At 64.4% G+C, this 25,564-nt stretch carries 24 protein-coding genes; 8 read left to right on the forward strand and 16 right to left on the reverse strand.

The features are described from left to right. Positions 1-94: 94 nt before the first annotated feature. Entirely contained in the window at positions 95-1,636 is a 1,542-nt protein-coding gene (locus tag EN861_RS22570; RefSeq protein WP_127279066.1) for an amino acid permease, read from the reverse strand. Positions 1,637-1,658: 22 nt separating this feature from the next. Next, positions 1,659-2,477, reverse strand: a complete 819-nt coding sequence (locus EN861_RS22575) for an N-formylglutamate amidohydrolase (protein ID WP_135865647.1) — start codon at positions 2,475-2,477, stop codon at positions 1,659-1,661. Between the two features lie 146 nt (positions 2,478-2,623). Here EN861_RS22575 and EN861_RS22580 point away from each other — a divergent pair, with 146 nt between their 5' ends. The 3 genes from EN861_RS22580 (at position 2,624) to EN861_RS22590 (ending at position 7,938) form a co-directional block, all read left to right on the forward strand. Further along, the gene (locus tag EN861_RS22580; RefSeq protein ID WP_135865649.1) at positions 2,624-3,448 is read left to right on the forward strand and encodes a MurR/RpiR family transcriptional regulator; all 825 of its coding nucleotides are present in this window, start codon (positions 2,624-2,626) and stop codon (positions 3,446-3,448) included. A gap of 201 nt (positions 3,449-3,649) precedes the next feature. Beyond that, positions 3,650-4,810, forward strand: coding sequence for an efflux RND transporter periplasmic adaptor subunit (locus EN861_RS22585; RefSeq protein WP_135865651.1), 1,161 nt, complete (start codon positions 3,650-3,652; stop codon positions 4,808-4,810). Continuing rightward, the gene (locus EN861_RS22590; protein ID WP_135865653.1) at positions 4,807-7,938 is read left to right on the forward strand and encodes an efflux RND transporter permease subunit; all 3,132 of its coding nucleotides are present in this window, start codon (positions 4,807-4,809) and stop codon (positions 7,936-7,938) included. The genes EN861_RS22585 and EN861_RS22590 overlap by 4 nt, the downstream gene beginning before the upstream one ends. 6 nt (positions 7,939-7,944) lie before the next feature. Here the strand turns inward: EN861_RS22590 and EN861_RS22595 are convergent, their stop codons facing one another. From EN861_RS22595 to EN861_RS22620, 6 genes are all read right to left on the reverse strand, one after another. Next, positions 7,945-8,355 (reverse strand): GtrA family protein, encoded by a 411-nt coding sequence (locus EN861_RS22595; protein ID WP_127869933.1) that lies wholly within the window; start codon positions 8,353-8,355, stop codon positions 7,945-7,947. Then, positions 8,352-9,170 carry a ChbG/HpnK family deacetylase gene (locus EN861_RS22600; protein WP_127869934.1) on the reverse strand — a complete coding sequence of 273 codons (819 nt, stop codon included), beginning with the start codon at positions 9,168-9,170 and terminating at the stop codon, positions 8,352-8,354. The genes EN861_RS22595 and EN861_RS22600 overlap by 4 nt, the downstream gene beginning before the upstream one ends. Next, positions 9,167-10,150: a glycosyltransferase family 2 protein gene (locus EN861_RS22605; protein ID WP_135865655.1), complete on the reverse strand. Its 984-nt coding sequence runs from the start codon at positions 10,148-10,150 to the stop codon at positions 9,167-9,169. Before EN861_RS22605 ends, EN861_RS22600 begins: the two co-directional genes overlap by 4 nt. Beyond that, positions 10,143-11,309, reverse strand: a complete 1,167-nt coding sequence (locus EN861_RS22610; RefSeq protein ID WP_127279543.1) for a glycosyltransferase 87 family protein — start codon at positions 11,307-11,309, stop codon at positions 10,143-10,145. Before EN861_RS22610 ends, EN861_RS22605 begins: the two co-directional genes overlap by 8 nt. Positions 11,310-11,495: 186 nt before the next feature. Then, positions 11,496-12,533, reverse strand: coding sequence for a zinc-binding dehydrogenase (locus EN861_RS22615; RefSeq protein WP_135865657.1), 1,038 nt, complete (start codon positions 12,531-12,533; stop codon positions 11,496-11,498). Positions 12,534-12,590: 57 nt separating this feature from the next. Continuing rightward, positions 12,591-13,832 (reverse strand): acyl-CoA dehydrogenase family protein, encoded by a 1,242-nt coding sequence (locus EN861_RS22620; protein WP_135865659.1) that lies wholly within the window; start codon positions 13,830-13,832, stop codon positions 12,591-12,593. A gap of 122 nt (positions 13,833-13,954) precedes the next feature. On the opposite strand from EN861_RS22620, the gene EN861_RS22625 reads away from it, so the two are divergent. From EN861_RS22625 to EN861_RS22645, 5 genes are all read left to right on the forward strand, one after another. After that, positions 13,955-14,770: an SDR family oxidoreductase gene (locus EN861_RS22625; RefSeq protein ID WP_135865662.1), complete on the forward strand. Its 816-nt coding sequence runs from the start codon at positions 13,955-13,957 to the stop codon at positions 14,768-14,770. A 39-nt stretch (positions 14,771-14,809) separates the two neighbouring features. Beyond that, on the forward strand, positions 14,810-15,295 hold the full coding sequence (locus tag EN861_RS22630) for a MaoC family dehydratase (protein WP_019861112.1): 486 nt from the start codon (positions 14,810-14,812) through the stop codon (positions 15,293-15,295). Beyond that, entirely contained in the window at positions 15,292-16,326 is a 1,035-nt protein-coding gene (locus EN861_RS22635; protein ID WP_135865664.1) for a phosphotransferase, read from the forward strand. The genes EN861_RS22630 and EN861_RS22635 overlap by 4 nt, the downstream gene beginning before the upstream one ends. A 178-nt stretch (positions 16,327-16,504) precedes the next feature. After that, a complete protein-coding gene (locus EN861_RS22640) occupies positions 16,505-17,149 on the forward strand; it encodes a TetR/AcrR family transcriptional regulator (protein ID WP_127869939.1) in 645 nt (214 codons plus the stop codon). Between the two features lie 189 nt (positions 17,150-17,338). Then, positions 17,339-17,587 carry a DUF680 domain-containing protein gene (locus tag EN861_RS22645; RefSeq protein WP_127869940.1) on the forward strand — a complete coding sequence of 83 codons (249 nt, stop codon included), beginning with the start codon at positions 17,339-17,341 and terminating at the stop codon, positions 17,585-17,587. Positions 17,588-17,649: 62 nt separating this feature from the next. Here EN861_RS22645 and EN861_RS22650 read toward each other — a convergent pair whose 3' ends face one another. The 8 genes from EN861_RS22650 to EN861_RS22685 form a co-directional block, all read right to left on the reverse strand. Beyond that, positions 17,650-18,699 (reverse strand): Gfo/Idh/MocA family oxidoreductase, encoded by a 1,050-nt coding sequence (locus EN861_RS22650; protein ID WP_135865667.1) that lies wholly within the window; start codon positions 18,697-18,699, stop codon positions 17,650-17,652. After that, entirely contained in the window at positions 18,699-19,484 is a 786-nt protein-coding gene (locus tag EN861_RS22655; protein WP_135865669.1) for a ThuA domain-containing protein, read from the reverse strand. Before EN861_RS22655 ends, EN861_RS22650 begins: the two co-directional genes overlap by 1 nt. Before the next feature lie 77 nt (positions 19,485-19,561). Beyond that, entirely contained in the window at positions 19,562-19,786 is a 225-nt protein-coding gene (locus tag EN861_RS22660) for a hypothetical protein (RefSeq protein ID WP_127279071.1), read from the reverse strand. A gap of 59 nt (positions 19,787-19,845) precedes the next feature. Further along, complete coding sequence (locus EN861_RS22665) at positions 19,846-20,427, reverse strand: sarcosine oxidase subunit gamma (RefSeq protein ID WP_127279072.1); 582 nt, start codon at positions 20,425-20,427, stop codon at positions 19,846-19,848. After that, on the reverse strand, positions 20,420-23,413 hold the full coding sequence (locus EN861_RS22670) for a sarcosine oxidase subunit alpha (RefSeq protein ID WP_135865671.1): 2,994 nt from the start codon (positions 23,411-23,413) through the stop codon (positions 20,420-20,422). The genes EN861_RS22665 and EN861_RS22670 overlap by 8 nt, the downstream gene beginning before the upstream one ends. After that, positions 23,410-23,706 (reverse strand): sarcosine oxidase subunit delta, encoded by a 297-nt coding sequence (locus tag EN861_RS22675; protein ID WP_015315781.1) that lies wholly within the window; start codon positions 23,704-23,706, stop codon positions 23,410-23,412. The genes EN861_RS22670 and EN861_RS22675 overlap by 4 nt, the downstream gene beginning before the upstream one ends. 11 nt (positions 23,707-23,717) lie before the next feature. Next, positions 23,718-24,140 (reverse strand): hypothetical protein, encoded by a 423-nt coding sequence (locus EN861_RS22680; protein WP_127279075.1) that lies wholly within the window; start codon positions 24,138-24,140, stop codon positions 23,718-23,720. Next, positions 24,140-25,393 carry a sarcosine oxidase subunit beta gene (locus EN861_RS22685; protein ID WP_127869944.1) on the reverse strand — a complete coding sequence of 418 codons (1,254 nt, stop codon included), beginning with the start codon at positions 25,391-25,393 and terminating at the stop codon, positions 24,140-24,142. The genes EN861_RS22680 and EN861_RS22685 overlap by 1 nt, the downstream gene beginning before the upstream one ends. Positions 25,394-25,564 lie beyond the last annotated feature (171 nt).

Genomic DNA, 25,564 nt, shown 5'->3' on the forward strand with positions numbered 1-25,564 from the left:
TCCTTTGGCACTCCAGCGCTTGGTCGTTTCGGGCTTGTCATATTGAACGGGAAAAAACCGTGGCGAGCGAACCCGCCACGGTTTGATTGGCTGTTTAGGCGGATTCGCCGACGGCCTTTTCGGCCGCTGCGATGGTCGCCCTGCGCTTGGCGAGTGCCGCCTCGCCAATGGGCGGCCCCTGGAAGCGGCGATTTTCAACGGCGAACCACAAGACGACGAGCAGAATGATCAACCCAATCGCATAATTGATCAGGATGTCGAAGGGCGGCTGGATGCCGGCATACATCAACACCAGGACACCAAGCACGGTGATGATGGCGAACGGCTTTGACCAGATGCCGAGCCGGAATGGTCCGAATTCGGTCCAGCTCTTTCCTTCCGCAAGAAGTCCGGCTGCGATCGGCATGGCATAGGAGACGTAGAGGAAGAGAGCGCAGCCGGCTGCAAGCGCCGCGAAAGCCGGCGAATAGAGCGTGGCGGCGATCGACAGCACGACGCCGAGCCAGATAGCCGGAACTGGCGTGCGCCAGGTCGGCGAAACCTGCTTCCACAAAGACGACCCCGGCAGACCCCCGTCACGCGAAAAGGCGAAGATCATACGCGACGTCGAAGTGAGGCCGGCCAGCGCGCACAGATAGTTCGACAGCACGATGGCGATGCCGAGCAGAGCCTTGAGCCAGGTTGGCGCCGGCAGATTGTTGAACAGGTTGAACCAGGCATTGCCGCCGTCCTTGGCGGTCGCCACGAGATCGGGGCTCGCAAGGACGAAGGAGACCGCCATGACGAAACCGAAGACGAGAGACCAGAGGACCGCGTGGATCATGCCCCTGGGCACCGCAACGCGGGCATTGTGTGTCTCCTCGGCAGTGTGCGCCGAGGCGTCGAAGCCGGTGATCGTGTAAAGCGGGTAGAGAAGGCCGATCAGGAAGGCCACCAGCGCCGTGCGGGCCGTCGGAACATAGCCGCCCCCGAGATCGCCGGTCGTGTTGACGAAGGTCGTCAGTCGCGAAAGGTCGAAACCATGCGCGCCCCAGATCAGGAAGGTCAGCGTCAGCACGACCGCAACGACGAGGATGAGGTAGCCGGAAAAATCGGTCAATCTCGTTGTCGTCTTGATGCCGAGATGATTGAACAGACCTTGGGTGACGGTAATGATCACGACAGCCACCGTCTGCTGCCAGAAGCCCCAGGTCGATGTGTCCCAGCCGAAGATCGGACCTGCGACGAGCCCTTGAAACAGCAGGTAGACGCCGACATTCACCGAGGCGACCACGAAGATCAGGCCGAGCAGGTTGATCCAGGCCGTAGCCCAGCCCCAGCCGCGACCGCCCAGGATCGACGACCAGTGATAGAGGCCGCCGGCGGTAGGATAGGCCGAGCCGATCTGGCCCAGCGAAGCAGCGACGACAAGGGCGAAGACGCCCCCGATGAGCCAGCCGATGGTCGCCTCGAAACCACTGCCGGTGGCCATCGCCAGCGGGAAAGACGTAATGCCGCCCGCCAGGATGCAGATAATCGAGAAGGAAATGGCGAAGTTGGAGAAGCCGCTCATGCGGCGAGCCAATTCCTGGGCGTAACCCATACTGTGAAGGATTTTTGTGTCCTCCGACTTGTCGGAGTGATCAGGTGTTGTCATGTCAGAATTCCCCTCTTGGTTCTTAGCTGGCCGATTGAACTGACTTTCCGACTGCGCTTCGTCGAGAGCCCTTGGCCTCCTCTGGCTCCAGATTCAAAAAAATGCCCGCAAGCAGATCCGCCCATTTCCGCTGCCCGGTTTCGCCGGAGATTTCATCGTTGCGGATTTCGATCATCGCGCAGGACAACCCGCGCGAGCGCGCATGCCGTTCGAGCGTGAAATAGACGCGGTCGGCAGGCGAATAGGGTTCGTTGACGCCGACGGTGACGCCGGCAAGCCGCTGCAGTGCGCCGATCAGCGGCGCCGCCAACCGGCGATCCTCGTCATGGATGATGCCGATATGCCACGGCCGGTTGCGGCCCTTGTAAACCGGCGTGAAGGAATGCACGGAGACTAGCCGGGTCTCCTGGCCGCGCGCCAGCCTGTCTTCGATAATTCCCGCAATCGTGTCGTGGAATGGCTGCCAAGACAAGGCGACGCGCTGCGCACGCTGCTTGTCCGAAAGGCCTGCATTCCCCGGTATGGCTGTGGTTTCGCTGACCGGCGGCACCAGGTCCGGCGCATCGAGCGGCCGGTTGCAGTCGATGATCAACCGCGAAATGCGGGTTTCGACCAGCGTCGCGTCGAGCGCCTGCGCCATGCGCAGCGCAACCGGCAGCGCGCCGGGATCCCAGGCGATGTGGCGCGACAGGTCCTCGGCCGCGAGGCCGAGCGTGCCGAATTCGGCGGGCAGGAAATTGGAAGCGTGGTCGCAGGTCAGTACGAAGGGGCTCGATCCGCCGGGGTTGGTCACCCCCACGGTATCAGACGATGCAGGGCTGGCGGGCCGTGCTTTCTCCATACTCTGCCGTCCCCAGGGAGCGCTGTATCGTATGTTACGTATTTTGCCTCATTGCGTCCCTACGGATGATTTCATACAGTTTGTCCGGCTTTGTCAAATGCGATCTGGGGAAAAGACCATCGGCCGGGCCAAGGGTGGGGAAAACCATGATTTCCAACATTGCCGAATTGATCGCCGACCGCATCGGCACCATGCCCGCCGGCGAACGACGAGCGGCCCAGACGCTGATCGCCAGCTACCCGATGATCGGGCTGAAGACGGTCGCCGAGTTCTCGGCGGCTGCCGGCGTGTCCTCGCCGACGATCCTGCGTTTCGTCGCCCGGCTCGGCTTCCAGAATTATCCGGAATTCCAGTCGAGCCTGCAGGATGAACTGGCGGCGCAATTGCAGTCGCCGGCAACCCGCACACTCAATCCGCCCTCGCCCGGCGGCACCGGATCGCCAATGCTGGAAGCGACGCTCGACAACATGCGCGAGACCTTCCGGCATCTGTCCGACAAGCAGCTTGCCGACATTGCCACCAGGCTTGCCGAGCGGCGCGGCAAGACATTTCTGATCGGCGGCCGCTTCACCGATCCCCTGGCGCGCTACATGGCCGCCCACCTCGCCGTCATCCAGCCCGATGTCTTTCACCTCGCCGGACAGGAGAGCATGTGGCGCGACAGGTTGATCGACATGGGCAAGCGCGACGTGCTGGTGATCTTCGACATCAGGCGCTACCAGGACAGCCTCGTCCGCTTCGCCGAGAAGGCACACCAGCGCGGCGTTCAGATCGTACTGTTCACCGATCAATGGCTGTCGCCGATCGCCCGCTTTGCCCGTCATGTCATCGCCGGACGAACCGCCGTGCCTTCCGCATGGGATTCTTCGGCGGCGCTTTTCGTCGTCGCCGAAACGCTGATCGGCGCCGTCACAAGACAACTCGAGGCCGACGGCGCCCGGCGCATCCGCGAGATGGAAGGCCTGCGTTAGGCGGATCCCGGCCAAATTGCATCCGTCCCGACGGGGTGTCCCGACTTCACGTTACCGAGATTTAATGTGCACGATCGCGTGATAATTGCCATAAACCGCTGATATGCGAGGTGCGGCGTGGCCGGATTTCGCCGCCCGCCCGTACCGTCGCTGTGCCGCTCCTTCGGGAAGGGGCTGACGATTCCTGGAAACCGGAGTGTCATGCGCACCTCAAAGCAAATTGTCGTTGCGCTTGTGATCGTGGTCGTCGCTGCGGCTGCCTGGGCGCGCTTCTATCCCGGAGCTCCCGAAGTGCTGGCGCGTTGGGGGATAGACTGGGCCTATGCGGCGACGCCTACGGCCGGAAACAGTGCGGCCGACGCGAGACAGGCCGGCAATCGCAATGGCCCCCGGCAGGTCGACGTCGTCGCTTTGCCTGCCGGCACGGCCACCATCAACGACCGCCTGCAGGCGATCGGCACCGGCCGCGCCAACGCCTCGGTGACTGTCAATCCCTATAGTTCGGGCCGCCTTGCCGAACTGCTGGTCGAATCCGGCAGCCATGTCGACAAGGGGCAGATCATCGCCACGCTCGATTCCGAGACGGAGATCATTGCCCAGAACCGGGCCAAGCTCGCCCTGCAGGACGCGCAAGCCAAGCTCGACCGCGTCAAGTCGCTGCGCGCCTCCAACGCCGCCACGCCGGTCGCGGTCGCCGATGCCGAAGTGGTGCTGGCCGGCGCCAAGCTGGCGCTTCAGGATGCCGAGCTTGCGCTGCAGCGTCGCTCGATCCTGGCGCCGATATCGGGCACCGTCGGCATCCTGCCGATCTCGGCCGGCAACTACGTGACCAACCAGTCGGCGATCGCCACGCTGGACGACCGGTCCTCCATCCTGGTCGATTTCCAGGTGCCCGAACGCTTCGCCGCCGCCGTCAAGGTCGGCGCGCAATTGACGGCGACGCCGATCGCCAATCAGAGCAACGCCTATACCGGCACGGTGTCGGCGATCGACAATCATATCGACGAAAAGAGCCGCACCCTCCTGGTCAAGGCCAAGATCGCCAACCCGGCCGACTCGCTGCGCGCCGGCATGTCGTTCTCCATCACCATGAAATTCCCCGGCGAGACCTATCCCGCCGTCAGCCCGCTTGCGATCCTGTGGGGATCGGACGGTGCTTATGTCTGGCAGGTCGAGGACGGCAAGGCCAGGCGGTTGCCGGTTCGCATCATCCAGCGCAACACCGAAACCGTGCTGATCGACGCGGAGATCAGCCGCGGCGACATGGTTGTCACCGAGGGCACCCAAAATGTCAGCGAAGGCGGCGAGGTTCGCATCGCCGGCCAGGAGCAGCGCGCCGCCACCGCCGCGGAAGGCTCATGACCGGACCCGTCAACGCCGGCAGCGATACCGGCTTCACCGCCCTGTTCATCCGCAGGCCGGTCATGGCCTTCGTGCTCAACGTCCTCATTGCGGTTGCCGGCCTTGCGGCCTTCTACGGCGTCGAGATCCGTGAACTGCCCGACGTCGATCGTGCCGTGGTCACGGTCTCCACCACCTTCGAGGGGGCGGCGGCCGAAACCGTCGACCGCGAATTGACCGACACGATCGAGGGCGCCGTCGCACGCGTCTCCGGCGTCAAGTCGATCTCGTCTTCCTCTTCCTTCGGATCGAGCCGCGTCACCATCGAGTTCAACGACGGTGTCGACCTCAACGTCGCAGCCTCGGATGTGCGCGATGCCGTCGGCCGCGTTGCAAACCAGATGCCGGACACGGCCGATCCACCGCGCATCGTCAAGGCCGACGCCAATTCCGACGCGGTGATGCGGCTGGCGGTGACTTCGGACACCCTGTCGATCCAGGACATGACGGTGGTGGTACAGGACCAGATCGAGGACGAATTGGCCGCCGTCCCGGGCGTCGCCGACGTCCAGGTCTATGGCGACCGCGACAAGATCTTCCGCATCGACGTCGACCAGAACAAGCTCGCCAGCCTTGGCTTCACGGTCGCCGACCTCAGGGCGGCGCTCGCCTCCGTCGCCTTCGATTCCCCGGCGGGGTCGATCACCACGACCAACCAGGACCTGATCGTCCGCACCACGGCCGACGTGACGACGCCTGCGGAATTCGAAAACATCATCATCGGCGGCACGACGCGCATCCGCGATGTCGCGACCGTCACGCTCGGCCCCGATGTCGGCCAGACCACGCTGCGTTCGGACGGCAAGACCGGCATCGGCATCGGCATCATCCGGCAGGCGGAATCGAACACGCTGGACATTTCGACCGGCGTCCAGGCCGCCGTCGCCAAGCTGCAGGCGAACCTGCCCAACGGCATGTCGATCAAGATCACCAGCGACGACGCCGTCTTCGTCAAGGGTGCCGTGCACGAGGTCGAGATCGCGCTCGGCCTGTCGGTCACCATGGTGCTGATCGTCATCTACGTCTTCCTGCTCGACTGGCGCGCCACGCTCATCCCGGGCCTGTCGATGCCGGTCGCCATGATCGGCACCGTAGCCGCCATCTATCTGGCCGGCTTCTCGATCAACATCCTTACGCTGCTCGCTTTGGTGCTGGCCACCGGCCTTGTCGTCGATGACGCCATCGTGGTGCTGGAAAACATCGTGCGACGGCGCAATGAGGGCATGGGGCCGCGCGCGGCCGCCGTGCTCGGCGCACAGGAAGTGTTCTTCGCCGTCGTTGCCACCACGCTGACGCTGGTCGCGGTCTTCGTACCGATCTCGTTCCTGCCGGGACAGACCGGCGGCCTGTTCCGCGAATTCGGCTTCGTGCTTGCGATGTCGGTGCTTCTGTCCTGCGTGGTGGCGCTGACGCTTTGCCCGATGCTTGCCTCGCGCATGCTGACCAGCGCGTCGCTTCACCACGAAGGTGGCCACGGCATCGGCGCGCGCATCGGCGGCGTCCTCAATGCCGGCTACAAGCGTGCGCTCCATGCATGTCTCGACGCGCCGTGGATCGTGGTTCTGGTCGCGGTGCTGTTTGCCGGCATCGCCTTCACGCTGTTCGCCACGATCCGCCAGGAACTGACGCCCACCGAGGATCGCGCCGCCGTGCTGTTGCGCATCAACGCCCCGCAAGGCGTCAGCCTCGACTACACCACGCAGCAGATGCAGAAGATCGAGCGGCTGATCCAGCCGATGCGCGATTCCGGCGAGATTCGCTCGACCTTCGAGAACGCCGGCCAGAACGGTTCCTACAACTCGGGCTTCATGGTGATGACGCTGGCGCCGTGGGACGAGCGAAGCCGCAGCCAGCAGGAGATCATGGCCGAGATCAGCCAGCTGACCAAACAGGTGCCCAGCGTGCGCATCTTCCCGGTCCAGCCCAACAGTCTCGGCATCCGCGGCGCCGGCAACGGCCTGCAGTTCGCTCTGGTCGGCAACGATCGCAAGGCGCTCGGCGATGCGGCGGTCAAGATCATCGCCGAGATGCAGAAGGATCAGCGCTTCCAGACGCCACGCCTGTCGATCGACCCGACGCAGCCGCAGCTGGCCGTGGCCATCGACCGTGAGCGCGCTTCCGACCTCGGCATCGACATATCCGGGCTCGCCAACACCATGCAAGCCATGCTCGACGGCAACGACGTCGTCGATGTCTACATCGCCGACCGCAGCTACGGCGTGAAGCTGGTCTCGACCACCAATCCGATCAACGACCCGACCGATCTGGAAAATGTCTTCCTCAAGACGGCGGATGGCCGCTTCGTGCCGATGTCGACCATCGCCACGCTGACCGAGCGCGCCGTGCCGCCGTCGCTGTCGCGCGAACAGCAGCAGCCTTCGGTGGCAATCACCTCCAACCTCTCAGGCAATTTCGCGCTTGGCGATGCGCTGACGCGTGCCGAGGAGATCGCCACGCCGCTCCTGCCGCCCGGCAGCCGCATCCTGCCGCTGGCCGAAGCCGCCACATTGGGCGAAACCAACAGCGCCATGGTCACCATCTTCGGCTTCGCCCTGATCATCATCCTTTTGGTGCTGGCCGCCCAGTTCGAGAGTTTCGTCAGTGCCGTCATCATCATGGCGACAGTGCCGCTCGGCCTTGCCTGCGCCATTTTCGCGCTGCTGCTGTCGGGCACCAGCCTCAATGCCTACAGCCAGATCGGCCTGGTGCTTCTGGTCGGCGTCATGGCCAAGAACGGCATCCTGATCGTCGAATTCGCCAATCAACTGCGTGATCGGGGACTGGGCGTACGCGAAGCGATCGAGCAGGCCTCCACCATCCGCCTGCGGCCGGTGATGATGACGATGATCTGCACCGTACTTGGCGGTGTGCCGCTTGTGCTGGCCGCCGGCGCGGGCGCGGAGGCACGCGTGGCGCTCGGCTGGGTGATCGTCGGCGGGCTTGGCCTGGCCACCGTCTCGACGCTGTTCCTGACACCGGTCGCCTATCTCCTGCTTGGCCGCTTCGTCACGCCGAAGACCCATGAGGAAGCGCGGCTGAAGCGCGAACTCGAGGAAGCCGCCTACACCAATGTGGAACCGGCGGAATAGAGATAGCTATTTCAGCAGCCGACCTTCGATCGACCAGCGCGCGGCAAGGAAGTTCAGCACAGCCGCCACGATGACCCCGCCGATCTTTGCCGGCCACACGCCGGTGATGCCGGCGAAGAGTGCGATCGACAGGCTGGAGACGCCGAGCGAAATCAGCGCCCCGGCCGTGACAAACCGCAGGAAGGCGTCATGCAGCCGGATGGCGTGATTGCGCTCGAACGACCAGAAGCCATTGGCCACGAAAGAGAAGATGACGGCGATCGACCACGAGAGGACGTTGGCGGCAAGCGGTGGGACGTGCAGCTTGAGCAGCAGGGAAAAGCCGGCAAGGTCGATGGCCGTGTTCACCAGTCCGACAAGCGCGAAACGGGCGATCTTGCTGCCGGTTGAACGCTGGGGTCGATCGGCTCCGCTCATCCCTTGCCGTCCATGATCTCGACACCGGCGCGGGCCAGGCTCGCGCCGAACGCATCCGAGGCCAGCACCCCGAATTCCACTTCGCGCACGCCTTGCATCGGGTCGCGCGCGCGCAGTGTTTCGTCGACATGGCCGGGGTGGCACATGAACAGCCCATGGTCCGGCAACGCTTCGACCGCGGCCTTCAGCAATGGCGCAAATTTTTCGGGTTGCCGCCAGTCGTAGATGCCGGCGAGCGGCTTCCAAACGGCAAAGCCGGCGCGCTGCATCGATTGATTGAAGCCGGCGGCCACGGCAGCGATTGCCGCGATCTTCGAAGCGACGGCGGCATCGCCAAGCGCCGGAGCGCCGCGCAGCACCGGCCTGCCGGCGGCGTCGGGAAAATACGCCCGCAGCCATCCGCGCACGACGGGCAGGAAATGCACGTGCTGATGACCATCGATGAAGTCGGGCTTGCGGCCGACCGCCTCGACGAACCGACTGTACTGCGCGTCGAGTTCGGCATGGACATCGCGCTTGTCGATCCGGCCGCGCAGGACCGGCAGGGCGAGCGAACGAAGCGGCGGCAGCCGGCCCTCGGGCGCCAGGCTCGACTTGCCTGTGACGGCCGGCTGATCCGTAAGTGTCAGGTGCAGCCCGATCGCCGCATGGCCGCACAACGGCCTGATACGCGCCGCCGCCCCGGCCCATTCCGGAAAACCGGTCATGCAGCTGGTGCCGGTCAGCCGTCGCCGGTCGAGCAGGTCTAGAATTCCGGCGCAAACCCCTGGCGCCAGGCCGTAGTCGTCGGCGATCAGGCGAATGCGCCGCGTCATATGCCGGACGCGCTTGGCGGCCTGTCCGAGACGTCGCTGCGCACGACATCGCGCACGATGTAGACCGGCCGGTCCTTGCTCTCCGACAGCGTGACCCAGACATATTCGCCGATCAAACCAAGCAAGGTCAGGTTGAGGCCACCCAGCAGGACGACGGCGACCATCAGGCTGGGATAGCCAGGCACGGCGATGCCGTAGAACATCACTTCGAAGAACACCTTGGCGCCGTAAACGATGCCCGCCAGCGCCGCCAGCATGCCGCTCAGGCTGATGATGCGCAGCGGGATGACGGAAAACGACGTAAAGCCTTCCAGCGAAAAGGCGATCAGGTTGAGCCGGCTCCATTTCGACGTGCCGACAGCCCGGTTTTCCGGCGAATAGGGTATGGCTTTCTGGCGGAAGCCTGCCCAGGCGAACAGGCCCTTGTTGAAGCGCCGCTTGTCGCGCAGGCTGGTCAGCGCGCGCGCGACGGTACCGCGCATGACGCGAAAATCTCCCGCGTTCTCGGGGATATCGAAACGCTGGCTGCTGTTGATCAGGCTATAGAACAGCTTCGCCAGCTGGCTGCGCCGCCAGCTGGCCTCGCGCCGGTCGTTCTGGGCGTAGACGACGTCGATATCGGGATGCTTCACCAACTCGGCAATCATCTGCAGGCTTATGTCCATGGAATGCTGCAGGTCCGAATCCATGATCAGCACCATGTCGCCGCGCGACTGGTCGAGGCCGGCGAGCACCGCGACCTCCTTGCCGAAATTGCGGCTGAGGCGAACGATCTCCCAGGAGCCCGACAGCGCCAGCGAAAACCGTTCGGCGCCATCGTCGCGACTGCCGTCGTCGACCAGGATCTTGTGGACGGCCATGCCGAAACGGCTTGATACCGCTTCCTCGAGCCTGTCGAGCAGCGCGGCAAAGGCCGACGCCGATTGCGCCTCGTTGAAGAAGGGCGCCACGATATCGAGTTTCTGACGCAACTCAGCCATGTGCGACGGGTCCGACATTCGCCATCTTTTCGCTCGCCTTGGCCCAGAACCACCAGATCAGCGGACAGACGATGAAGGTGACCGCGAGCGGCCGGAACCAGGGGAAGAAGAAATCATGCATGTGGCGCTCGACGCCCGTCAAACCTGTGACGAACAATACCATCGACAGCACCGAAGCCAGGACGCCGCCACGCTCGTCCCGCCACAGTGTGGCGATAGCGAGGCCGGCAGGCACCGCGATCATGGCGTAGGTATTTGGCTCGACGCGCGGATTGAAGACGCACATGTAGAAGGCGGCCGTCAGGAAGATGGCCAGTCCCGCCATTCCAGGCTGGAGCTTGCGGTCGAACCAGAGAACGGTCGATAGCGTAAGCAATGCCACGACGACACGCACGATCGTGGCGGCGAATTCAGGCATGGGTAGGCCTGCCGACGTGAAAGGCGCCGTGAAGTCGGTGGGCACAAAATGGCCGGACTTGTCGACCGCCATGGAGGTCAGCATGCTGGCGAAATCACCGTACTGCTCGTTGAGGTAGCCGGCAGGTGCGAAAGCATATGGAATGGCGAGCACGAACAGCACCGCCAGCACGAGCACGGGTATCAGCCGCAGGCGCAGGGCTCCCACCAACAAAAGCATGATGATCGCGGTCGGTTTGGCAATGATGGCGACCGATGCCCAGAAGAAGGTCTCGGCGCGCCGCCCTTCGAGCGCCGACAGGGTCAGGAGCCAGCAGGCGCCGGTCAGGAGGATCGTCGCCTGGCCGTTGCGGATCGCACCCAGCGCCATCGGCAAGGCAAGGAAGAGCCCGAAGGAAAGCAGCCACGTCAATTCCCCGCCACCGAGCTTGCGCACCTGGCGCATCGCGGCGAAGGTGAGCACCGCAAACCCCAGCACGTGCCACACCAGTCCGCCCAGATGCGGACCGAGCTTCAGCACCGGAACATAGAGCGCGGCAAAGGCCGGCGCGTAGAGATAGCCCATCTCGGACTGGAGATTGTACAGTGGCTGGCCGCTGAGGAACGCCTCGCTGCCAAATCCGTAGGCCTGCATCACCGTGCGCGTGTAGGGCGACCATAGCACCATCCCGAGGACGACCAGGAATGCCCCGACCCACAGGCTCAGCCCCAAACGGTCGAAAACCGGCTTGGAAATCGTCATCAATACACCCCGCACGCCATTGGGGGAGACGCCTTAGCCTGGCGTCGTCCCGGCATTCGATGGCGGCGGCATATCACGGACAAAGCGGCGCGGCATAGGGGGGTCGATGGCGCAAGCGGCGATCCGGCCGGTCCGATGGCAGCCGGACACGTGAATGTGTCGACCATCGAGAGCAAGGTCACCGTTTCAAGGCCGGATGAAAACCTTGCCGTTGGGCTTGGCCAGTTCCGCCGGCAAGCGCGCCATTGTCTCGGCCAGTGGAATGACCGCCGTCACGTCGGTCGACCAGCGTCCATCGGAAAACCGCTTCTGCGCCTCGAGAATCGCCGGACCACGGCGATCGCGGAACTGACGCATCCATTCGCTCAGCCAGAAGCCCTCGATGTGCTTGTGCTGGAAGATCAACTGGCCGGGCTCGCGGATGACCGTGGCCTCGGGATCGAGCCGGCCGTAGATGATCCAGCGCGCCCGTTTAGGCATCGCATTGAAGATCGCCGAAGCCAGCGGCCCGGTGACCGCATCGAGGAAGATGCGCGGCTGTTCGGCCTTCATCACCTCGCGCAGGGTGGTCTCGAAATCCGGCGCCTTTTCGTTGAGGACACGCGCCGCGCCAAGCTCTTTCAGCAGCGCGATCTGCTCGTCGCGGCGCACGGTGACAACAGGCCGGAACCCCTCCTCCCTGGCCAGGCCGATGATCAGCTTGCAGAGCTGGCTGGCGCCTGCGGTCATGATGAAGGCCTTCTCGCCTTCCTGTTTGACGATGTCGAACATGGCGATCGCGGTCAGCGGATTGACGATCATCGCGGCGCCATCCTCGTCGCGCACCGTATCGAGGAGCGGAATGCAGGCCGCCGCCTCGGCGACCGCATATTCAGCCCACGAGCCCCAATTGCTGAGACCGGTGGCGAAGGCGACCCGCTTGCCGATGAGGCTCCCGGGATAGGGCTCCTCCCCGCCCGCGACGACTGTGCCGACACCTTCGAAGCCCGCCGGCTGGCCCTTGGCGCGCGGCTGCCCGTACTGGCCCTTGATGAAGGCGACATCCGATGGATTGATCGAAGCCAGACTGACCTTGATCAGCACCTGGCTCGGTCCGGGCGCCGGCACGGCGATGCTTCCCGGCTCGAGATACGGCTCCATCGCCTCGAGCGCACTGCCGCTCGGTGTCCTGGTATAACCGTCGCCGACCAGGAGCAGCGCCTTCATTTCGGAGGGGATTGTCATCAGTGACACTCCTTGGTTGCCGCGGGAAGAACCGTATGGGGCCAGCCTAACTGCCGCTCAGACCTTCTCCTGCGTGTATTTCTTCAGCTCCGTCCGCGCCACCTGGCGTCGATGGACTGCGTCAGGCCCGTCGGCGAGGCGCAGCGTCCTCAGATGCGTCCACGAGCGCGCGAGCGGCGTGTCCTGGCTGATGCCTTTTGCGCCGAACATCTGCACCGCCTCGTCGGTGACCTTGAGCGCCACGCGTGGCGCGATGACCTTGATCTGGCTGATCCAGGGGGCCGCGGCCCGCGCGTCGCCCTGGTCGATCATCCACGCCGCCTTGAGGCAGAGCAGCCGGGCCATTTCGATCTCCATCCGGCATTCGGCGATGATGTCGAAATTGGCGCCGAGTTTCGCCAGCTTCTGGCCGAAGGCCTCGCGGCGCACGGAACGCTGGCACAGCATTTCCAGCGCCATCTCGGCCTGGCCGATGGCGCGCATGCAATGATGGATCCGGCCCGGCCCGAGCCGGCCTTGCGCGATCTCGAAACCCCTGCCCTCCCCGAGGATCAGGTTCGACGCCGATATCCGCACATTGTCGAAGCGAAGATGCATGTGGCCGTGCGGCGCGTCATCGTCGCCATAGACCTGCATGGCGCGGACCTTGGTCACGCCTTTCGTGGCCGAGGGTACCAGGATCATCGAATGGCGGCGATGCCGCGGCTCTTCATCGCCGCCGGTCCGCACCATGACGATATAGATGGCGCAGCGCGGATCGCCGGCGCCCGACGCCCACCATTTCTCGCCGTTGAGCACATAGTCACCGCCCTGCCGCTCGCAGCGCATGGAAATGTTGGTGGCGTCGGAGGAGGCGACATCCGGCTCCGTCATCAGATAGGCCGAGCGGATTTTTCCGTCCAGCAGCGGCTCGAGCCATTCCAGCTTGTGCTCGGCCGAGCCGTAGCGTTCCAGAACCTCCATATTGCCGGTGTCGGGCGCGGAGCAGTTGAAGGTTTCGGCGCCGAGATGTGCCTTGCCCATTTCCTCGGCCAGATAGGCGTATTCGACGGTGGACAGGCCGTAGCCGCGTTCCGAACCGGTCAGCCAGAAGTTCCACAGGCCGCGTTCCCGCGCGGTCTTCTTCAGCCCTTCGAGAATCTCGCTCTGGCGCTTGCTGTAGACCCAGCGGTCGCCGGCCTTGCCGACTTCGCCGAGGAATTCCTTGTCAAGCGGCATGATCTCGTCGCGAACCATGGCCGCGACGCGTGCGTGGATCGGCTTCAGCCGCTCGGTCATGCCGAGATTCATCTGCGTCATCGGTCGCTAACCCTTCATGCACGCCAGGCATTTTATCCGTGGCAAGGATGACCGTACTTCGGATAGCCTTGTCAACGCGAACTGTTTTGCCCGCGGGCGGGGCAACGGCGCGGAGAATTTGGATGAGCCACCTGGACGAGCTGTTTTCGATTGCCGGCAAGACCGCGCTGGTAACGGGAGCGGCGACCGGCATCGGCCGCATGGCGGCAACCGCGCTGGTCAAGGCCGGCGCCAGCGTGATGATCGCCTCGCGCAAGGGCGAGGACTGCATCAAGGTCGCCGGCGAACTGAACGGACTTGGCGCCCCGGGCCGGGCGGAAGGCTTTGCCGGCGACGTTTCCAGCGAGGCTGGCATTGCCGCCCTGGTCGGCGAGGTCAAGGCGCGGGCCGAAAGACTGCATATCCTGATCAACAATGCCGGCGTGTCCTGGGGCGCGCCGCTGGAGAACTTCCCTTATTCGGCATGGGCCAAGGTGTTTGGCGTCAATGTTACCGCCGTCTTCCATCTGACCCGCGAATTGCTGCCGCTGCTCGATGCTGCTGCCAGCGACGCCGATCCGGCCCGGGTGATCAATCTGGGCTCGGTGATGGGCACGCAGCCGCTGGCCGACGACGCCTATTCCTACACCGCCTCCAAGGCCGCGGTTCACCATTTGACGCGCACGCTGGCGCTCGAATTCGCCGGCCGCCGCATCACCGTCAACGCCTTCGCACCAGGCCCCTTCCAGAGCCGCATGACGGCCTTCGCCACCGGCACGGACGAACAGGCCAGGCATGTCGGCAGCCATGTCCCGATCGGCCGCATCGGCACACCGGATGACATTGCCGGCGCAACGCTCTATTTGTGCAGTCGTGCAGGCAGCTATGTCACTGGCGCCATTCTGCCGATCGACGGCGGGCAGTCGGTGCAGCATGGGTTGACCTTGTTCAAGGAATGACATTTTCCGGCCGCAGAAGCCGGAGGTGAACTGGAGGACATGAGCGTGGAACCGATCAGTCTCGATGTGCTTCTGGCCAGTGTCGGCAAGGAGGTCGGCGTTTCGCCCTGGCGGGTGGTCACGCAGCGCATGATCGACCAGTTCGCCGACGCCACCGACGACCATCAGTTCATCCACTGCGATCCGGAACGGGCCAAGCGCGAAACGCCGTTCGGCGGCACCATCGCGCATGGCTTCCTGTCGCTGTCGCTGCTGTCGGCCATGACCTTCGAGACCATGCCGCCGCTGGAAAACGGCAAGATGGGCGTCAACCATGGCTTCGATTCGCTACGCTTCCTGGCGCCGGTGAAGACCGGCGCGCGCATCCGCACCCGTTTCGTGCTGGCCGACGTCAAGGTCAGGCCGTCGGGCTGGGTGCAGACGGCGCACGACGTGACCATCGAGATCGAAGGTTCGAAGAAACCGGCGCTGACCGCCCGCTGGCTGACGCTGACCTTGATTGAACGCCAGCCCGAGACGGCATGAACGAACCGAACGCGCTCGACCAGGCGGCCCTCGCGCCTTACCTCGAGGCGCACATCCCGGGCTTTTCCGGGCTCGCGGCAATCGAAAAATTCAAATCCGGCCAGTCCAACCCGACCTATCTCCTGACGGCTGAAAGCGGCCGTTACGTGCTGCGCGCCAAGCCGCCAGGCCAACTCTTGAAATCGGCGCACCAGGTCGACCGCGAATTCCGGGTGATGAAGGCGCTTTCGGACACCGCCGTGCCGGTGCCCGAAATGCTGCATCTGTCGGCCGAGGACTCGCCGATCGGCCGCATGTTCTACGTCATGGATTTCCTCGACGGCCGCATCTTCTGGGATCCGGCGCTGCCCGAGGCCCGCGGCAACGATGAGCGCGCCGCGATCTACGATGCCATGAACGCCACGCTTGCCGCCCTGCACGACGTCAACGCCGAGGCCGTGGGCCTCGGCGATTTCGGCCGTCCCGGCAATTACTTCGAGCGCCAACTGGCACGCTGGACCAGCCAGTACCGCGCCTCGGAAACCAACGCGATCGGCGACATGGACCGGCTGATCGAATGGCTGGAAACCCATATGCCAGCCGATGATGCCAGGGCTGCGCTGGTGCATGGCGATTACCGGCTGGACAATCTGATCTTCGCGCCGGACCAGCCTAAGGTGCTGGCGGTGCTCGACTGGGAACTGTCGACGTCAGGCCACCCATTCGCCGACATCGCCTATCAATGCATGCAATGGCGCCTGCCGCATGCCTCGGGTTTTCGCGGCCTGGGCGGCATCGATCGCTCGGCACTCGGCCTGCCCTCCGAGAAGGACTATGTCGCCGCCTATTGCCGGCGGCGTGGGCTGACCGGCATCGGCAACTGGACGTTCTTCCTCGCCTTCTCTTTCTTCCGGCTGGCGGCAATCTGCCAGGGTGTCTACAAGCGCGCGCTCGACGGCAATGCTTCCAATCCGGAGAAGGCCAGAACCTACGGCGAGGCGGTGAAATTGCTCTCGCATCTCGCCGCCAAACTGATCCACAAGCAGGCGTAAGAGGGAGACGGGATGGGCCGCTTCGAAGGAGGAACGGTGCTGATCACGGGTGCCGCCGACCCGGCCACTCCCTCATGACCGGCATGACGCCTGCCGCTTGGGAACCCGTGGCGCCCTTGTTCGTTTCCGTACAGCGTATATAATTTAGCCAGGCACCAACCAGACAAGGGCAACAGACTTGCCGCTGAGCGTCCAGAAGCGCCGCGAGAAACAAAAGGCCGAACTGCGCTCGGAGCTTGTCGAGGCGGCACACAAGCTCGTCCAGGAAGAAGGCTATGAAGGCTTGACCATCCGCAAGCTGGCCAAGCGGGTCGGCTATGCGCCGATGTCTGTCTATTCCTACTTCGCCGACAAGCAGGACATCCTCTTCGCGCTGGCCGAGGACGCGTTCGAAACGCTCGCCCGGCGCATCGAGGAGCACCCGTCCGACGATCCGATCGAGGCCTTGCAGGCGGTGATGACCGAATACGCTGCCTTCGGGCTCGGCAATCCCAATGAGTACCGCACCGTCTTCATGACCGAAAAGACCAAGCTGCCGGAAGGCAGGAGCTACGAGGACATGGAGGAAGGCAATCCGGCGATGAAGGTGCTGATCAGCAGGGTCGAGGCCTGTGTCGCCGCCGGCAAATTGCACGGCGATCCGCGCGCCATTGCCACCATGCTGTGGGCGGTCGGCCATGGCACGATCTCGCTGTTGATCACTTTCCCCTTCTATCCCTTCGGCGACGCGCAGGCTTTCGTGAAGCGGATGTGCGACTTCACCCTTGCCACGCTCAGCACGCAAGACGTGCCGCCGTTGACCGAAAAACCGGTCAACTGCTGAGCGCCCGCCCTTTCGGTTTCGCAGATTTCCGCGCCGACCTGGCACCCAAATCGGGATCGAATTTCTTGGTTAACAAAAAACTACCGTACGTGTACGATTCTCCCTTGAACTTCGCGATCGACGGACGTATTTGTACGAAGTAACGTACATGTACGGAACAAATTCGCCCGTCGAACACGGAGACTGACCATGAAAAAGACACTCCTCACCCTCGCCGCCGTGCTGGCACTTTCGGGTTCGGCTTTCGCCGCCGGCACCAGCCAGCCGGTCAAGCACCCGACTGCGGCGACCTGCGTCGACACCAAGACCAATGTGAAGCTCGATTGCGCTTCGACCGGTTCGGTCGACAAGAAAGCTTCCACGGAAGCCACGACAAGCGGCAAGGGCCCGCGGCTCGGGATCACGGTGAACCCGTGGATCATGCCGAGCGCCTACTGAGATTTCGGCCTACCAAGATTTCGGAAGTCGGTTCTGGCCGGCTCAGCCGGCCAGACGGTGATTCAGGCGATCGAGACCGGCAGCTTGGTCGCTGAACTTTCGAAGGCCGCATCGATCAGCTTCTGCATCTCGGCGGCGCGCCGGAAAGACGGATCACCGTTCCGTCCCGTGTCCAGCGCATCGGCGAAGCGCTGGGCATTGTGCTTGACGTCAGGCGGCGTCAACGTCCGCCAACGGTGCAGATCGACGTCATCACCCAGGCAAGCGGACAGCCGCGAAACCTTGCCGTCGGTCTCGACCTTGATCGCGCCCTTGGTGCCGTGCAGGGCCAGCGACAAATCATTGCCATGGCCTGTCGTGTAGCGGCTGGCCATGATCGTGGCCAGCGCGCCTGAGCTGAGCCGCGCCGTTATCGCCAAGCTGTCATTGACGTCGAGCACATAGTCGCCGACGCGGTCGCCCTCGACCTTCGGAAACGTCACCAGATCGGCATGCAGGGAGACGATATCCTCGGCCGCCCCATAGGTCGCGAAGTCGAGGATATGGATGCCGACATCGCCCAGCACGCCTGTCGAACCGTGCCGGCTCGACAGGCGCCACAGCCATTTGTCGTCGACCCGCCAGTCGCCCCAGAACTTGCTGACCAGCCAGCTTTGCCTGTAGCTGGCCTCGACGTGGCGCAGCTCGCCGATCTCACCGGCCCGCACCATGCGCCGCGCCTCCTGGATCACCGGCGTGTTGCGATAGGTCAGGTTGACCATGTTGACGAGCCCGGCCGCCTCGGCGGCTTCGCTCATCGCAAGCGCATCGGCATGGTTCGGCGCCAGCGGCTTCTCGCAGAAGACATGTTTCCCGGCGGCCAGCAGGGCCAGTGTCGTCGCCTTGTGGACCTGGTCCGGCGTCGCGTTGATGGCGGCATCGAACTCGCCCCAGGCGATCGCCGCTTCGAGGCTCTCGAAGAAGGTGCCTATTTTGTTGGCGGCGGCGAACGCCGCAGCGCGGCCCGGCAGACGATCGACGCAAGCGACGATGGTGCAGCCAGGAACCTGACCGAACTCCTCGATATGGTGTGCCGCGATCCAGCCGGTGCCGAGCAAAAGCAGGCGGTGCATCAGCTCAACCCCTTGTCACCGTCGGCATGCAGGCGCAGGCCTTTTTGGACGATCTTCTCCTTGGCCTTGTCCGTCGGCACATTCGGCGCGTTGGTGATGCCGGCCCAAGCCGGGGCCGAATTGTGTGCCCAATGCACGGCGTTGCGCAGCACCTGCTGAACGCCTTCATTGTGATAGATCGGATAGGTCTCGTGGCCCGGCGAGAAGTAGAAGATCTTTCCGGCGCCGCGCTGATAGGTCAGGCCGGAGCGAAACACCTCGCCGCCCTCGTACCAGGAGATGAACACCGTCTCCAGCGGCTCGGGCACCGCGAACGGCTCGCCATACATTTCCGTCTCGCCGATCTCCAGGCACTCGCCGATGCCTTGCGCGATCGGATGGCCGCGATTGATCGCCCAGACCCGCTCGCGCTCGCCCGCCTCTCGCCATTTCAGCGAACAGGGCGTGCCCATCAGCCGCTTGAAGATCTTCGAGTAGTGGCCGGAATGAAGCACGATCAGCCCCATCCCTTCCCAGACCCGCTTCTGCACGCGTTCGACGATCTCGTCCTTGACCTCGCCATGGGCGGCATGGCCCCACCATATCAGCACGTCGGTGGCAGCCAGGCGCGGCTCGCTCAGGCCATGTTCGGGTTCCTGCAAGGTGGCGGTGGTCGCCTCGATGCGCTTGTCCTGGTTCAGCGCCGCGGCGATCGTGCCGTGCATGCCCAGCGGATAGAGGTCGCGCACGGCGGCATTGGTCTGTTCATGGACATTCTCGCCCCAGACAACAGCTTTTATCGGCATTTTTCCTCTCCAAAGCGCTTTGAATATCGCATCTTCGGAGGTGTTGGGAAGATGCCTTCAACCGGAATCTGCTAAAATCAGGGCTTGCGGGTTTTGCGTCCGGCCACCGTCTTGGCCTTGCCGGGCTTGGCGGGTGCACCGGGGATCGCCGAACTGGTGATGGACACCGGATCGCTGGCAGGGAACGTATCCTCGAGGCCTTCCTCGAGTTCCTCTTCGGTGTCGGCCTCTTGATGCCGCTCATGTTCGAGCGAACGGACCGCCGCGGTTTTCGGAGATTTCGGCGCGGACTTCGACGGCATCGGCATTTCTCCCTCGACTTGTCGCCGCACAACGGACGTGGGCGGCAAACGTTCCGAGGTCAGCCGGCGGCGTCGCGGGCTCCCTCGGACAGGAAAGTAAAGACATAGTCCGAGAAGGAACGCCAGCACTCGACCCTGAAGGCGTCCTCGGCCGTGCGCAACAGCACGATCTCGGCCTTGCCCAGGATGGTGCGCGAAGCGGCGCCCACCGGGAAGGCCTCGAGCGACAGATCCTGCGGGCAGCCCGAATTGATCGCGGCTTCCGCCGCCGGACCGGTGACGGATATCGCGATGTTGCGATGCGAGATACCGACAGACGAGTGCAAGGCGGAAACCTCCGCGCAATCGGCGAGCGGGTCCTTGCCGGCCTCGTCGATGACAAGCCACTCGTCCGGCCCAAGCCACAGCGCCGTACGCCCGCCTTTCGACGCCGAGGTTTTCGGCTGCTTCGGCAAGGTCACGCCGAGCGCCTTCGACAGGGCGGGGACCGAAGCCTCCGGCGCACGCAGCGAAATGCGCTCGGCCGGTGGCAGCACTTCGACCTTGGCACCTGTTGCGGAGACGGTGCGCCCGGCCAATGCCGAACGCCGCTCTGCCGAGGGCGAAGCCGTCGCGGCCGTCCTTGCAGCAGCCTTAGCCATTGAGGCGCCCTCCCGTCTCGTCAAAGAACACCATCCCGGTAACCTCCACTTCGATCACCCCGTTCGGCATCGGCACGTAGAGCGTATCGCCCATCCGGTCACGTCCGCCGGCGACCAGCGCCAGTGCGATGGAACGGCCGCAATTCTGCGACCAATAGCTCGAGGTGACGTGGCCGATCATCTTCATCGGAATCGCCTGCTTCGGGTCCTCGACGATCTGGGCACCCTCTTCCAGCACCACCTTGGGGTCCTTGGTCTTGAGGCCGACCAGTTGCTTGCGGCCCTTGGCCACCAGATCCGGCCGCGCCATGCCCCTGATGCCGACGAAGTCGACCTTCTTCTTGCCGACCGCCCAGTCGAGACCGGCATCGTTTGGCGTGACCGTGCCGTCCGTGTCCTGGCCGACGATGATGTAGCCCTTCTCGGCGCGCAGCACATGCATCGCCTCAGTGCCGTAAGCGGTGGCGTCATGCTTCTGGCCCTCGGCCCACAACGCTTCCCAGACCGCCTGGCCATAGTCGGCCGGCACGTTGACCTCGAAACCGCGCTCGCCGGTGAACGACATGCGGAACAGCCGTGTCGGCACGCCGCAGATCTTGCCTTCGCGCACCGACATATGCGGCAGCGCCTCGTCAGACATGTCGATGCCTTCGACCAAAGGCGCGATGATGTCGCGCGACTTCGGCCCTTGCACCGCAATCACCGCCCACTGTTCGGTGATCGAGGTCAGCCAGACATTGAGATGCGGGAACTCGGTCTGGAGGTAATCTTCCATGTGGTTCATGACACGCGGCGCGCCGCCGGTCGTCGTCGTCACATGGAAGCGGTCCGGCGCCAGCCGGCCGACGACACCGTCATCATAGATGAAGCCGTCCTCGCGCAGCATGATGCCATAGCGGCAGCGGCCTAGCTCCAGCTTCTCCCACGGGTTGGTGTAGAGCAGTTCCATGAACTTGGCCGCATCCGGGCCGACCACTTCGATCTTGCCGAGCGTCGATGCATCGAACAGCCCGGCCTGGTTGCGGACGGCGACGCATTCGCGGTCGACCGCCGCATGCATGTCCTCGCCGGCTTTCGGGAAGTACCAGGCGCGCTTCCACTGGCCGACATCCTCGAACACCGCGCCTTGCGCCTCGGCCCAGGGATGGATCGCGGTCTTGCGGGTCGGGTCGAACAGCGGGCCGCGCGCATGGCTGACGATCGCGCCGAAGGTGACAGGTGTGTAGGGCGCGCGGAACGTGGTCAGCCCAACCTCGGGGATTGGCTTGCCCAGCGTCTCGGCGGCGATCGCCAGGCCGTGCATGTTGGAAGTCTTGCCCTGGTCGGTCGCCATGCCGTTGGTGGTGAAGCGCTTGACGTGCTCGATCGAGCGCATGCCCTCATGCACCGCCTGGCGGATGTCCTTGGCGGTGACGTCGTTCTGGAAATCGACGAAGGCCTTGACCGTCGTGTCCGGCCCGGCGCCGGGTGCCGCACCCAGCATGCCGCGCGACCAGCTCTCCGAGGCATCCACCTTCGGCTTGGTGCCCTTGGCTGTCTTGGCGCCGGCATCCTTGGCCGCCTTGGCGCCAGCCGCATAGGCCTCGTCGACCGTTGCCGACAGCCCGTCGGTGCCGTTGCAGGCGCCGACCGAAATGCAGTCCTGCGCGTAAGTGCCCGGCACGAAGCGCTTGGTCTCGTCATTGAAGGCGACCTTGCCGCGCGACTGCGAGAACAGATGCACAGACGGCGTCCAGCCCGCCGACATCAGGATCGCATCGACGGGAACAGTGCGTTCGCCGCCGCCATTCTTCGGCTGCACCGTCATCGACGACACGCGCAACTTGCCGCCGGCGCGGATCACCGCGCGACCGAAATTAATCTCGATGCCGAGCGCCCTCGCCTCGTCGATCACCGGGCCGGTCGGGTTGTCGCGCAAATCGACGATCGCCGCCACGTTGACGCCGGCCTTCTTCAGGTCGATCGCGGCCGCATAGGCCGAATCATTGGCGGTGTAGACGCCGACATTCCGTCCTACCGCGACACCGTAGTGGTTTAGGAAGGTGCGCGCCGCGCCCGCCAGCATGATGCCGGGCCGGTCGTTGTTGGCAAACACCATGTGGCGCTCGATGGCGCCGGAGGCCAGCACCACGCGCTTGGCGCGGACCTGCCAGAGCCGCTCGCGCGGCAGGTCGTGGCCGGGGGCCTTCAAATGATCGCTGACGCGCTCGACCAGGCCGACGAAATTCTGCGCGTAATAGCCGAACGCCGTCGTGCGCGGCAGCACGCGGACATTGTCCATCGCCCTCAGCCTGGCGATCGCCGCTTGCGCCCAGGCAAAGCCGTCCTGGCCGTCGATCTTGGCGCCGCTCTCGAAGCGCAGGCTGCCGCCGAATTCGGCCTGTTCGTCGGCGAGGATGACGCGCGCGCCGGTCTCTGCCGCGGCAAGTGCCGCCGCGATACCGGCCGCACCGCCGCCCAGCACCAGCACGTCACAATGCGCGTAGCGCGAGGAATAATGGTCGGGATCGGGCTTGTCGGGCGAAACGCCAAGGCCGGCGGCTTCGCGGATCTTCGGCTCGTAAAGGCTCTTCCAGGCGGCCTTCGGCCACATGAAGGTCTTGTAGTAGAAGCCGGCCGAAAACAGCGGCGACGCCAGGTCGTTGACGGCGCTGACGTCGAAGGACAGCGACGGCCAGCGGTTTTGCGAATTGGCGGCGAGCCCGTCATAGAGCTCCTGCACCGTGGCGCGCACGTTCGGCGTCTTGCGCGCGTCATCACGCACGATCTGCACCAGCGCGTTGGGCTCTTCCGCGCCGGCCGACAGGATGCCGCGCGGGCGGTGATACTTGAACGAACGGCCGACCAGATGCACGCCGTTGGCCAGCAACGCCGAGGCCAGCGTGTCGCCCTCGATGCCGGTGTAGGACTGGCCGTCGAAGCTGAAGCGGGCGGTCTTGGCCTGGCTGAGGCGCCCGGCGCCGGAAATGCGCAACGCGCCGCTCATTTCGCAACTCCCGGCAGCTTGGAAGGCTTGGGCTCGCCGGCCTTGTAGGTCATGACGAACTTGTCGGTGACGGTGTCACGCACCGCGTTGAAGAAGCGCGCGCAGCCGTGCATGTGCCGCCAGCGCTCATAGATGATGCCCTTTGGGTTCGACCGGATGAAGAAGAACTTCTCGAAGTCGTCATCACTCTCGCCTGATATGTTGGCCGAGCGCGCTATATGCGCCTCGCCGGCGTTGCGGAATTCGAGCTCCGGGCGCTCTTCCTCGCAATAGGGGCAGCGGATGAGAAGCATCGTGTTTGATCCTACAATTCGCCGTGGCCGACGCGCGCGCCGGCGGGTTGATCGCAAAGCTTTTGGCCCATGGCCATGAACGGGGCGACGAGCCGCAGCCGCTCCTCGACGCTTGCCGCGGCACGAAACAGATCGCGGTTGGCCATGTTGCCGAGCGTCAATTGCAGCGGGTCGGTGGTGACGATCACGCCACGCGGCGTGAAGTCCTCGTCCTCATCCAGCTCGGGCGGCCGGCCTTCGAAGAACATCACCACTTTCTGGCCGCCACTCCAGACGCAGGTGAGCGTCCCCTCATCGACCGAAAACGGCCATCCGGCTTCGTTGCCGGCGCGCGCAATCGGCTGCAGCCGCACCTCCGCCACTGTCGGAAAATGGAACATGCCTTGTTCCCCCGCCAGCATCAGCGGCATAGCGACAGCCATCTGCGCCATCATCAGTGCGCCACCGCCGCCGCCGCCGCCTCGTCGATGAGGCGGCCGGTGCGGAAGCGTTCGATGGTGAAGGGCGCATTGATCGGATGCGGATCGTCCTTGGCGATGGTGTGGGCAAAGACATGGCCCGAGCCCGGCGTCGCCTTGAAGCCGCCCGTGCCCCAGCCGCAATTGACATAGAGGCCCGGCACCGGCGTCTTGGCCAGGATCGGCGAGCGGTCGGGCGTGACGTCGACGATGCCGCCCCACGAGCGCAGCATCTTCATGCGCGTGAAGATCGGGAACATCTCGCAGATGGCGTCGAGCGTGTGCTGGAGAATGTGAAGCCCGCCGGTCTGCGAATAGGAGACATACTGGTCGGTGCCGGCGCCGATCACCAGTTCGCCCTTGTCGGACTGCGAGATATAGGCGTGCACCGTGTTCGACATCACCACGCAAGGCACGACCGGCTTGATCGGCTCCGATACCAGCGCCTGCAGCGGATAGCTTTCCAGCGGCATGCGCACGCCAGCCATGTTCATGATGACGGAGGAATGGCCGGCGGCGACCACGCCGACTTTCTTGGCGCCGATGAAGCCGCGCGTCGTATCGACGCCCATGACCGCGCCATTGGCGGCCCGCTTGACGCCGGTGACCTCGCAGTTCTGGATGATATGGACGCCGCGAGCCGAAGCGCCGCGCGCATAGCCCCAGGCGACCGCGTCGTGGCGCGCCGTGCCGCCGCGGCGCTGCAAGGCGGCCCCGACGACCGGATAGCGCGCGTCCTTCGAGGTGTTGAGCGGCGGGCAGAATTCCTTGGCCTGCTCCGGCGTCAGCCATTCATTGTCGATGCCGTTCAGCCGGTTGGCGTGGACATGGCGCTTCAGCACCTGAATGTCGTGCACATTGTGCGCCAGCATCATGACGCCGCGCGCCGAATACATGACGTTGTAGTTGAGCTCCTGGGAGAGCCCGTCCCACAGCTTCAGCGCATGGTCGTAAATGCCGGCGCTCTCGTCATAGAGATAGTTGGAACGGATGATGGTGGTGTTGCGCCCGGTGTTGCCGCCGCCCAGCCAACCCTTTTCCAGCACCGCGACATTGGTGATGCCATGCACCGTGGCGAGATAATAGGCGGTGGCCAGGCCATGGCCGCCCGCGCCGACGATGATGACGTCGTATTCCTTTTTAGGCTCAGGCGAGGACCATTGCTCCTCCCATCCCTTGTGGCCGCGCATGGCCTCTCGGGCGATGGCGAATACAGAGTATTTCTTCACGGTCCAGCCTCGCAAATGGCAGCCGGGCGTTCATCATCAAGCCCCGGCGCGCGAGGTGTATCACTAGCGAAACGGCGCTGCTATCCTTGCGCTGTTTGCGACGGCGCTTGCCGTTTTGCGCCGCGCTGAAAAAGAGGTATCCCGCCTGGCTCCGATGATTGCCTTCAGTAA

It is taken from the genome of Mesorhizobium sp. M8A.F.Ca.ET.218.01.1.1 (assembly GCF_004791165.1).
In the GTDB taxonomy this organism is placed as follows: Bacteria; Pseudomonadota; Alphaproteobacteria; order Rhizobiales; family Rhizobiaceae; genus Mesorhizobium.

Excerpts from the sequence above, each read along its gene's own strand:
- EN861_RS22570 (WP_127279066.1), bottom strand. The coding sequence starts at position 1,636 with ATGACAACACCTGATCACTCCGACAAGTCGGAGGACACAAAAATCCTT.
- EN861_RS22575 (WP_135865647.1), bottom strand. The coding sequence starts at position 2,477 with ATGGAGAAAGCACGGCCCGCCAGCCCTGCATCGTCTGATACCGTGGGG.
- EN861_RS22580 (WP_135865649.1), top strand. The coding sequence starts at position 2,624 with ATGATTTCCAACATTGCCGAATTGATCGCCGACCGCATCGGCACCATG.
- EN861_RS22585 (WP_135865651.1), top strand. The coding sequence starts at position 3,650 with ATGCGCACCTCAAAGCAAATTGTCGTTGCGCTTGTGATCGTGGTCGTC.
- EN861_RS22590 (WP_135865653.1), top strand. The coding sequence starts at position 4,807 with ATGACCGGACCCGTCAACGCCGGCAGCGATACCGGCTTCACCGCCCTG.
- EN861_RS22595 (WP_127869933.1), bottom strand. The coding sequence starts at position 8,355 with ATGAGCGGAGCCGATCGACCCCAGCGTTCAACCGGCAGCAAGATCGCC.
- EN861_RS22600 (WP_127869934.1), bottom strand. The coding sequence starts at position 9,170 with ATGACGCGGCGCATTCGCCTGATCGCCGACGACTACGGCCTGGCGCCA.
- EN861_RS22605 (WP_135865655.1), bottom strand. The coding sequence starts at position 10,150 with ATGGCTGAGTTGCGTCAGAAACTCGATATCGTGGCGCCCTTCTTCAAC.
- EN861_RS22610 (WP_127279543.1), bottom strand. The coding sequence starts at position 11,309 with ATGACGATTTCCAAGCCGGTTTTCGACCGTTTGGGGCTGAGCCTGTGG.
- EN861_RS22615 (WP_135865657.1), bottom strand. The coding sequence starts at position 12,533 with ATGACAATCCCCTCCGAAATGAAGGCGCTGCTCCTGGTCGGCGACGGT.
- EN861_RS22620 (WP_135865659.1), bottom strand. The coding sequence starts at position 13,832 with ATGACGCAGATGAATCTCGGCATGACCGAGCGGCTGAAGCCGATCCAC.
- EN861_RS22625 (WP_135865662.1), top strand. The coding sequence starts at position 13,955 with ATGAGCCACCTGGACGAGCTGTTTTCGATTGCCGGCAAGACCGCGCTG.
- EN861_RS22630 (WP_019861112.1), top strand. The coding sequence starts at position 14,810 with ATGAGCGTGGAACCGATCAGTCTCGATGTGCTTCTGGCCAGTGTCGGC.
- EN861_RS22635 (WP_135865664.1), top strand. The coding sequence starts at position 15,292 with ATGAACGAACCGAACGCGCTCGACCAGGCGGCCCTCGCGCCTTACCTC.
- EN861_RS22645 (WP_127869940.1), top strand. The coding sequence starts at position 17,339 with ATGAAAAAGACACTCCTCACCCTCGCCGCCGTGCTGGCACTTTCGGGT.
- EN861_RS22650 (WP_135865667.1), bottom strand. The coding sequence starts at position 18,699 with ATGCACCGCCTGCTTTTGCTCGGCACCGGCTGGATCGCGGCACACCAT.
- EN861_RS22655 (WP_135865669.1), bottom strand. The coding sequence starts at position 19,484 with ATGCCGATAAAAGCTGTTGTCTGGGGCGAGAATGTCCATGAACAGACC.
- EN861_RS22660 (WP_127279071.1), bottom strand. The coding sequence starts at position 19,786 with ATGCCGTCGAAGTCCGCGCCGAAATCTCCGAAAACCGCGGCGGTCCGT.
- EN861_RS22665 (WP_127279072.1), bottom strand. The coding sequence starts at position 20,427 with ATGGCTAAGGCTGCTGCAAGGACGGCCGCGACGGCTTCGCCCTCGGCA.
- EN861_RS22670 (WP_135865671.1), bottom strand. The coding sequence starts at position 23,413 with ATGAGCGGCGCGTTGCGCATTTCCGGCGCCGGGCGCCTCAGCCAGGCC.
- EN861_RS22675 (WP_015315781.1), bottom strand. The coding sequence starts at position 23,706 with ATGCTTCTCATCCGCTGCCCCTATTGCGAGGAAGAGCGCCCGGAGCTC.
- EN861_RS22680 (WP_127279075.1), bottom strand. The coding sequence starts at position 24,140 with ATGATGGCGCAGATGGCTGTCGCTATGCCGCTGATGCTGGCGGGGGAA.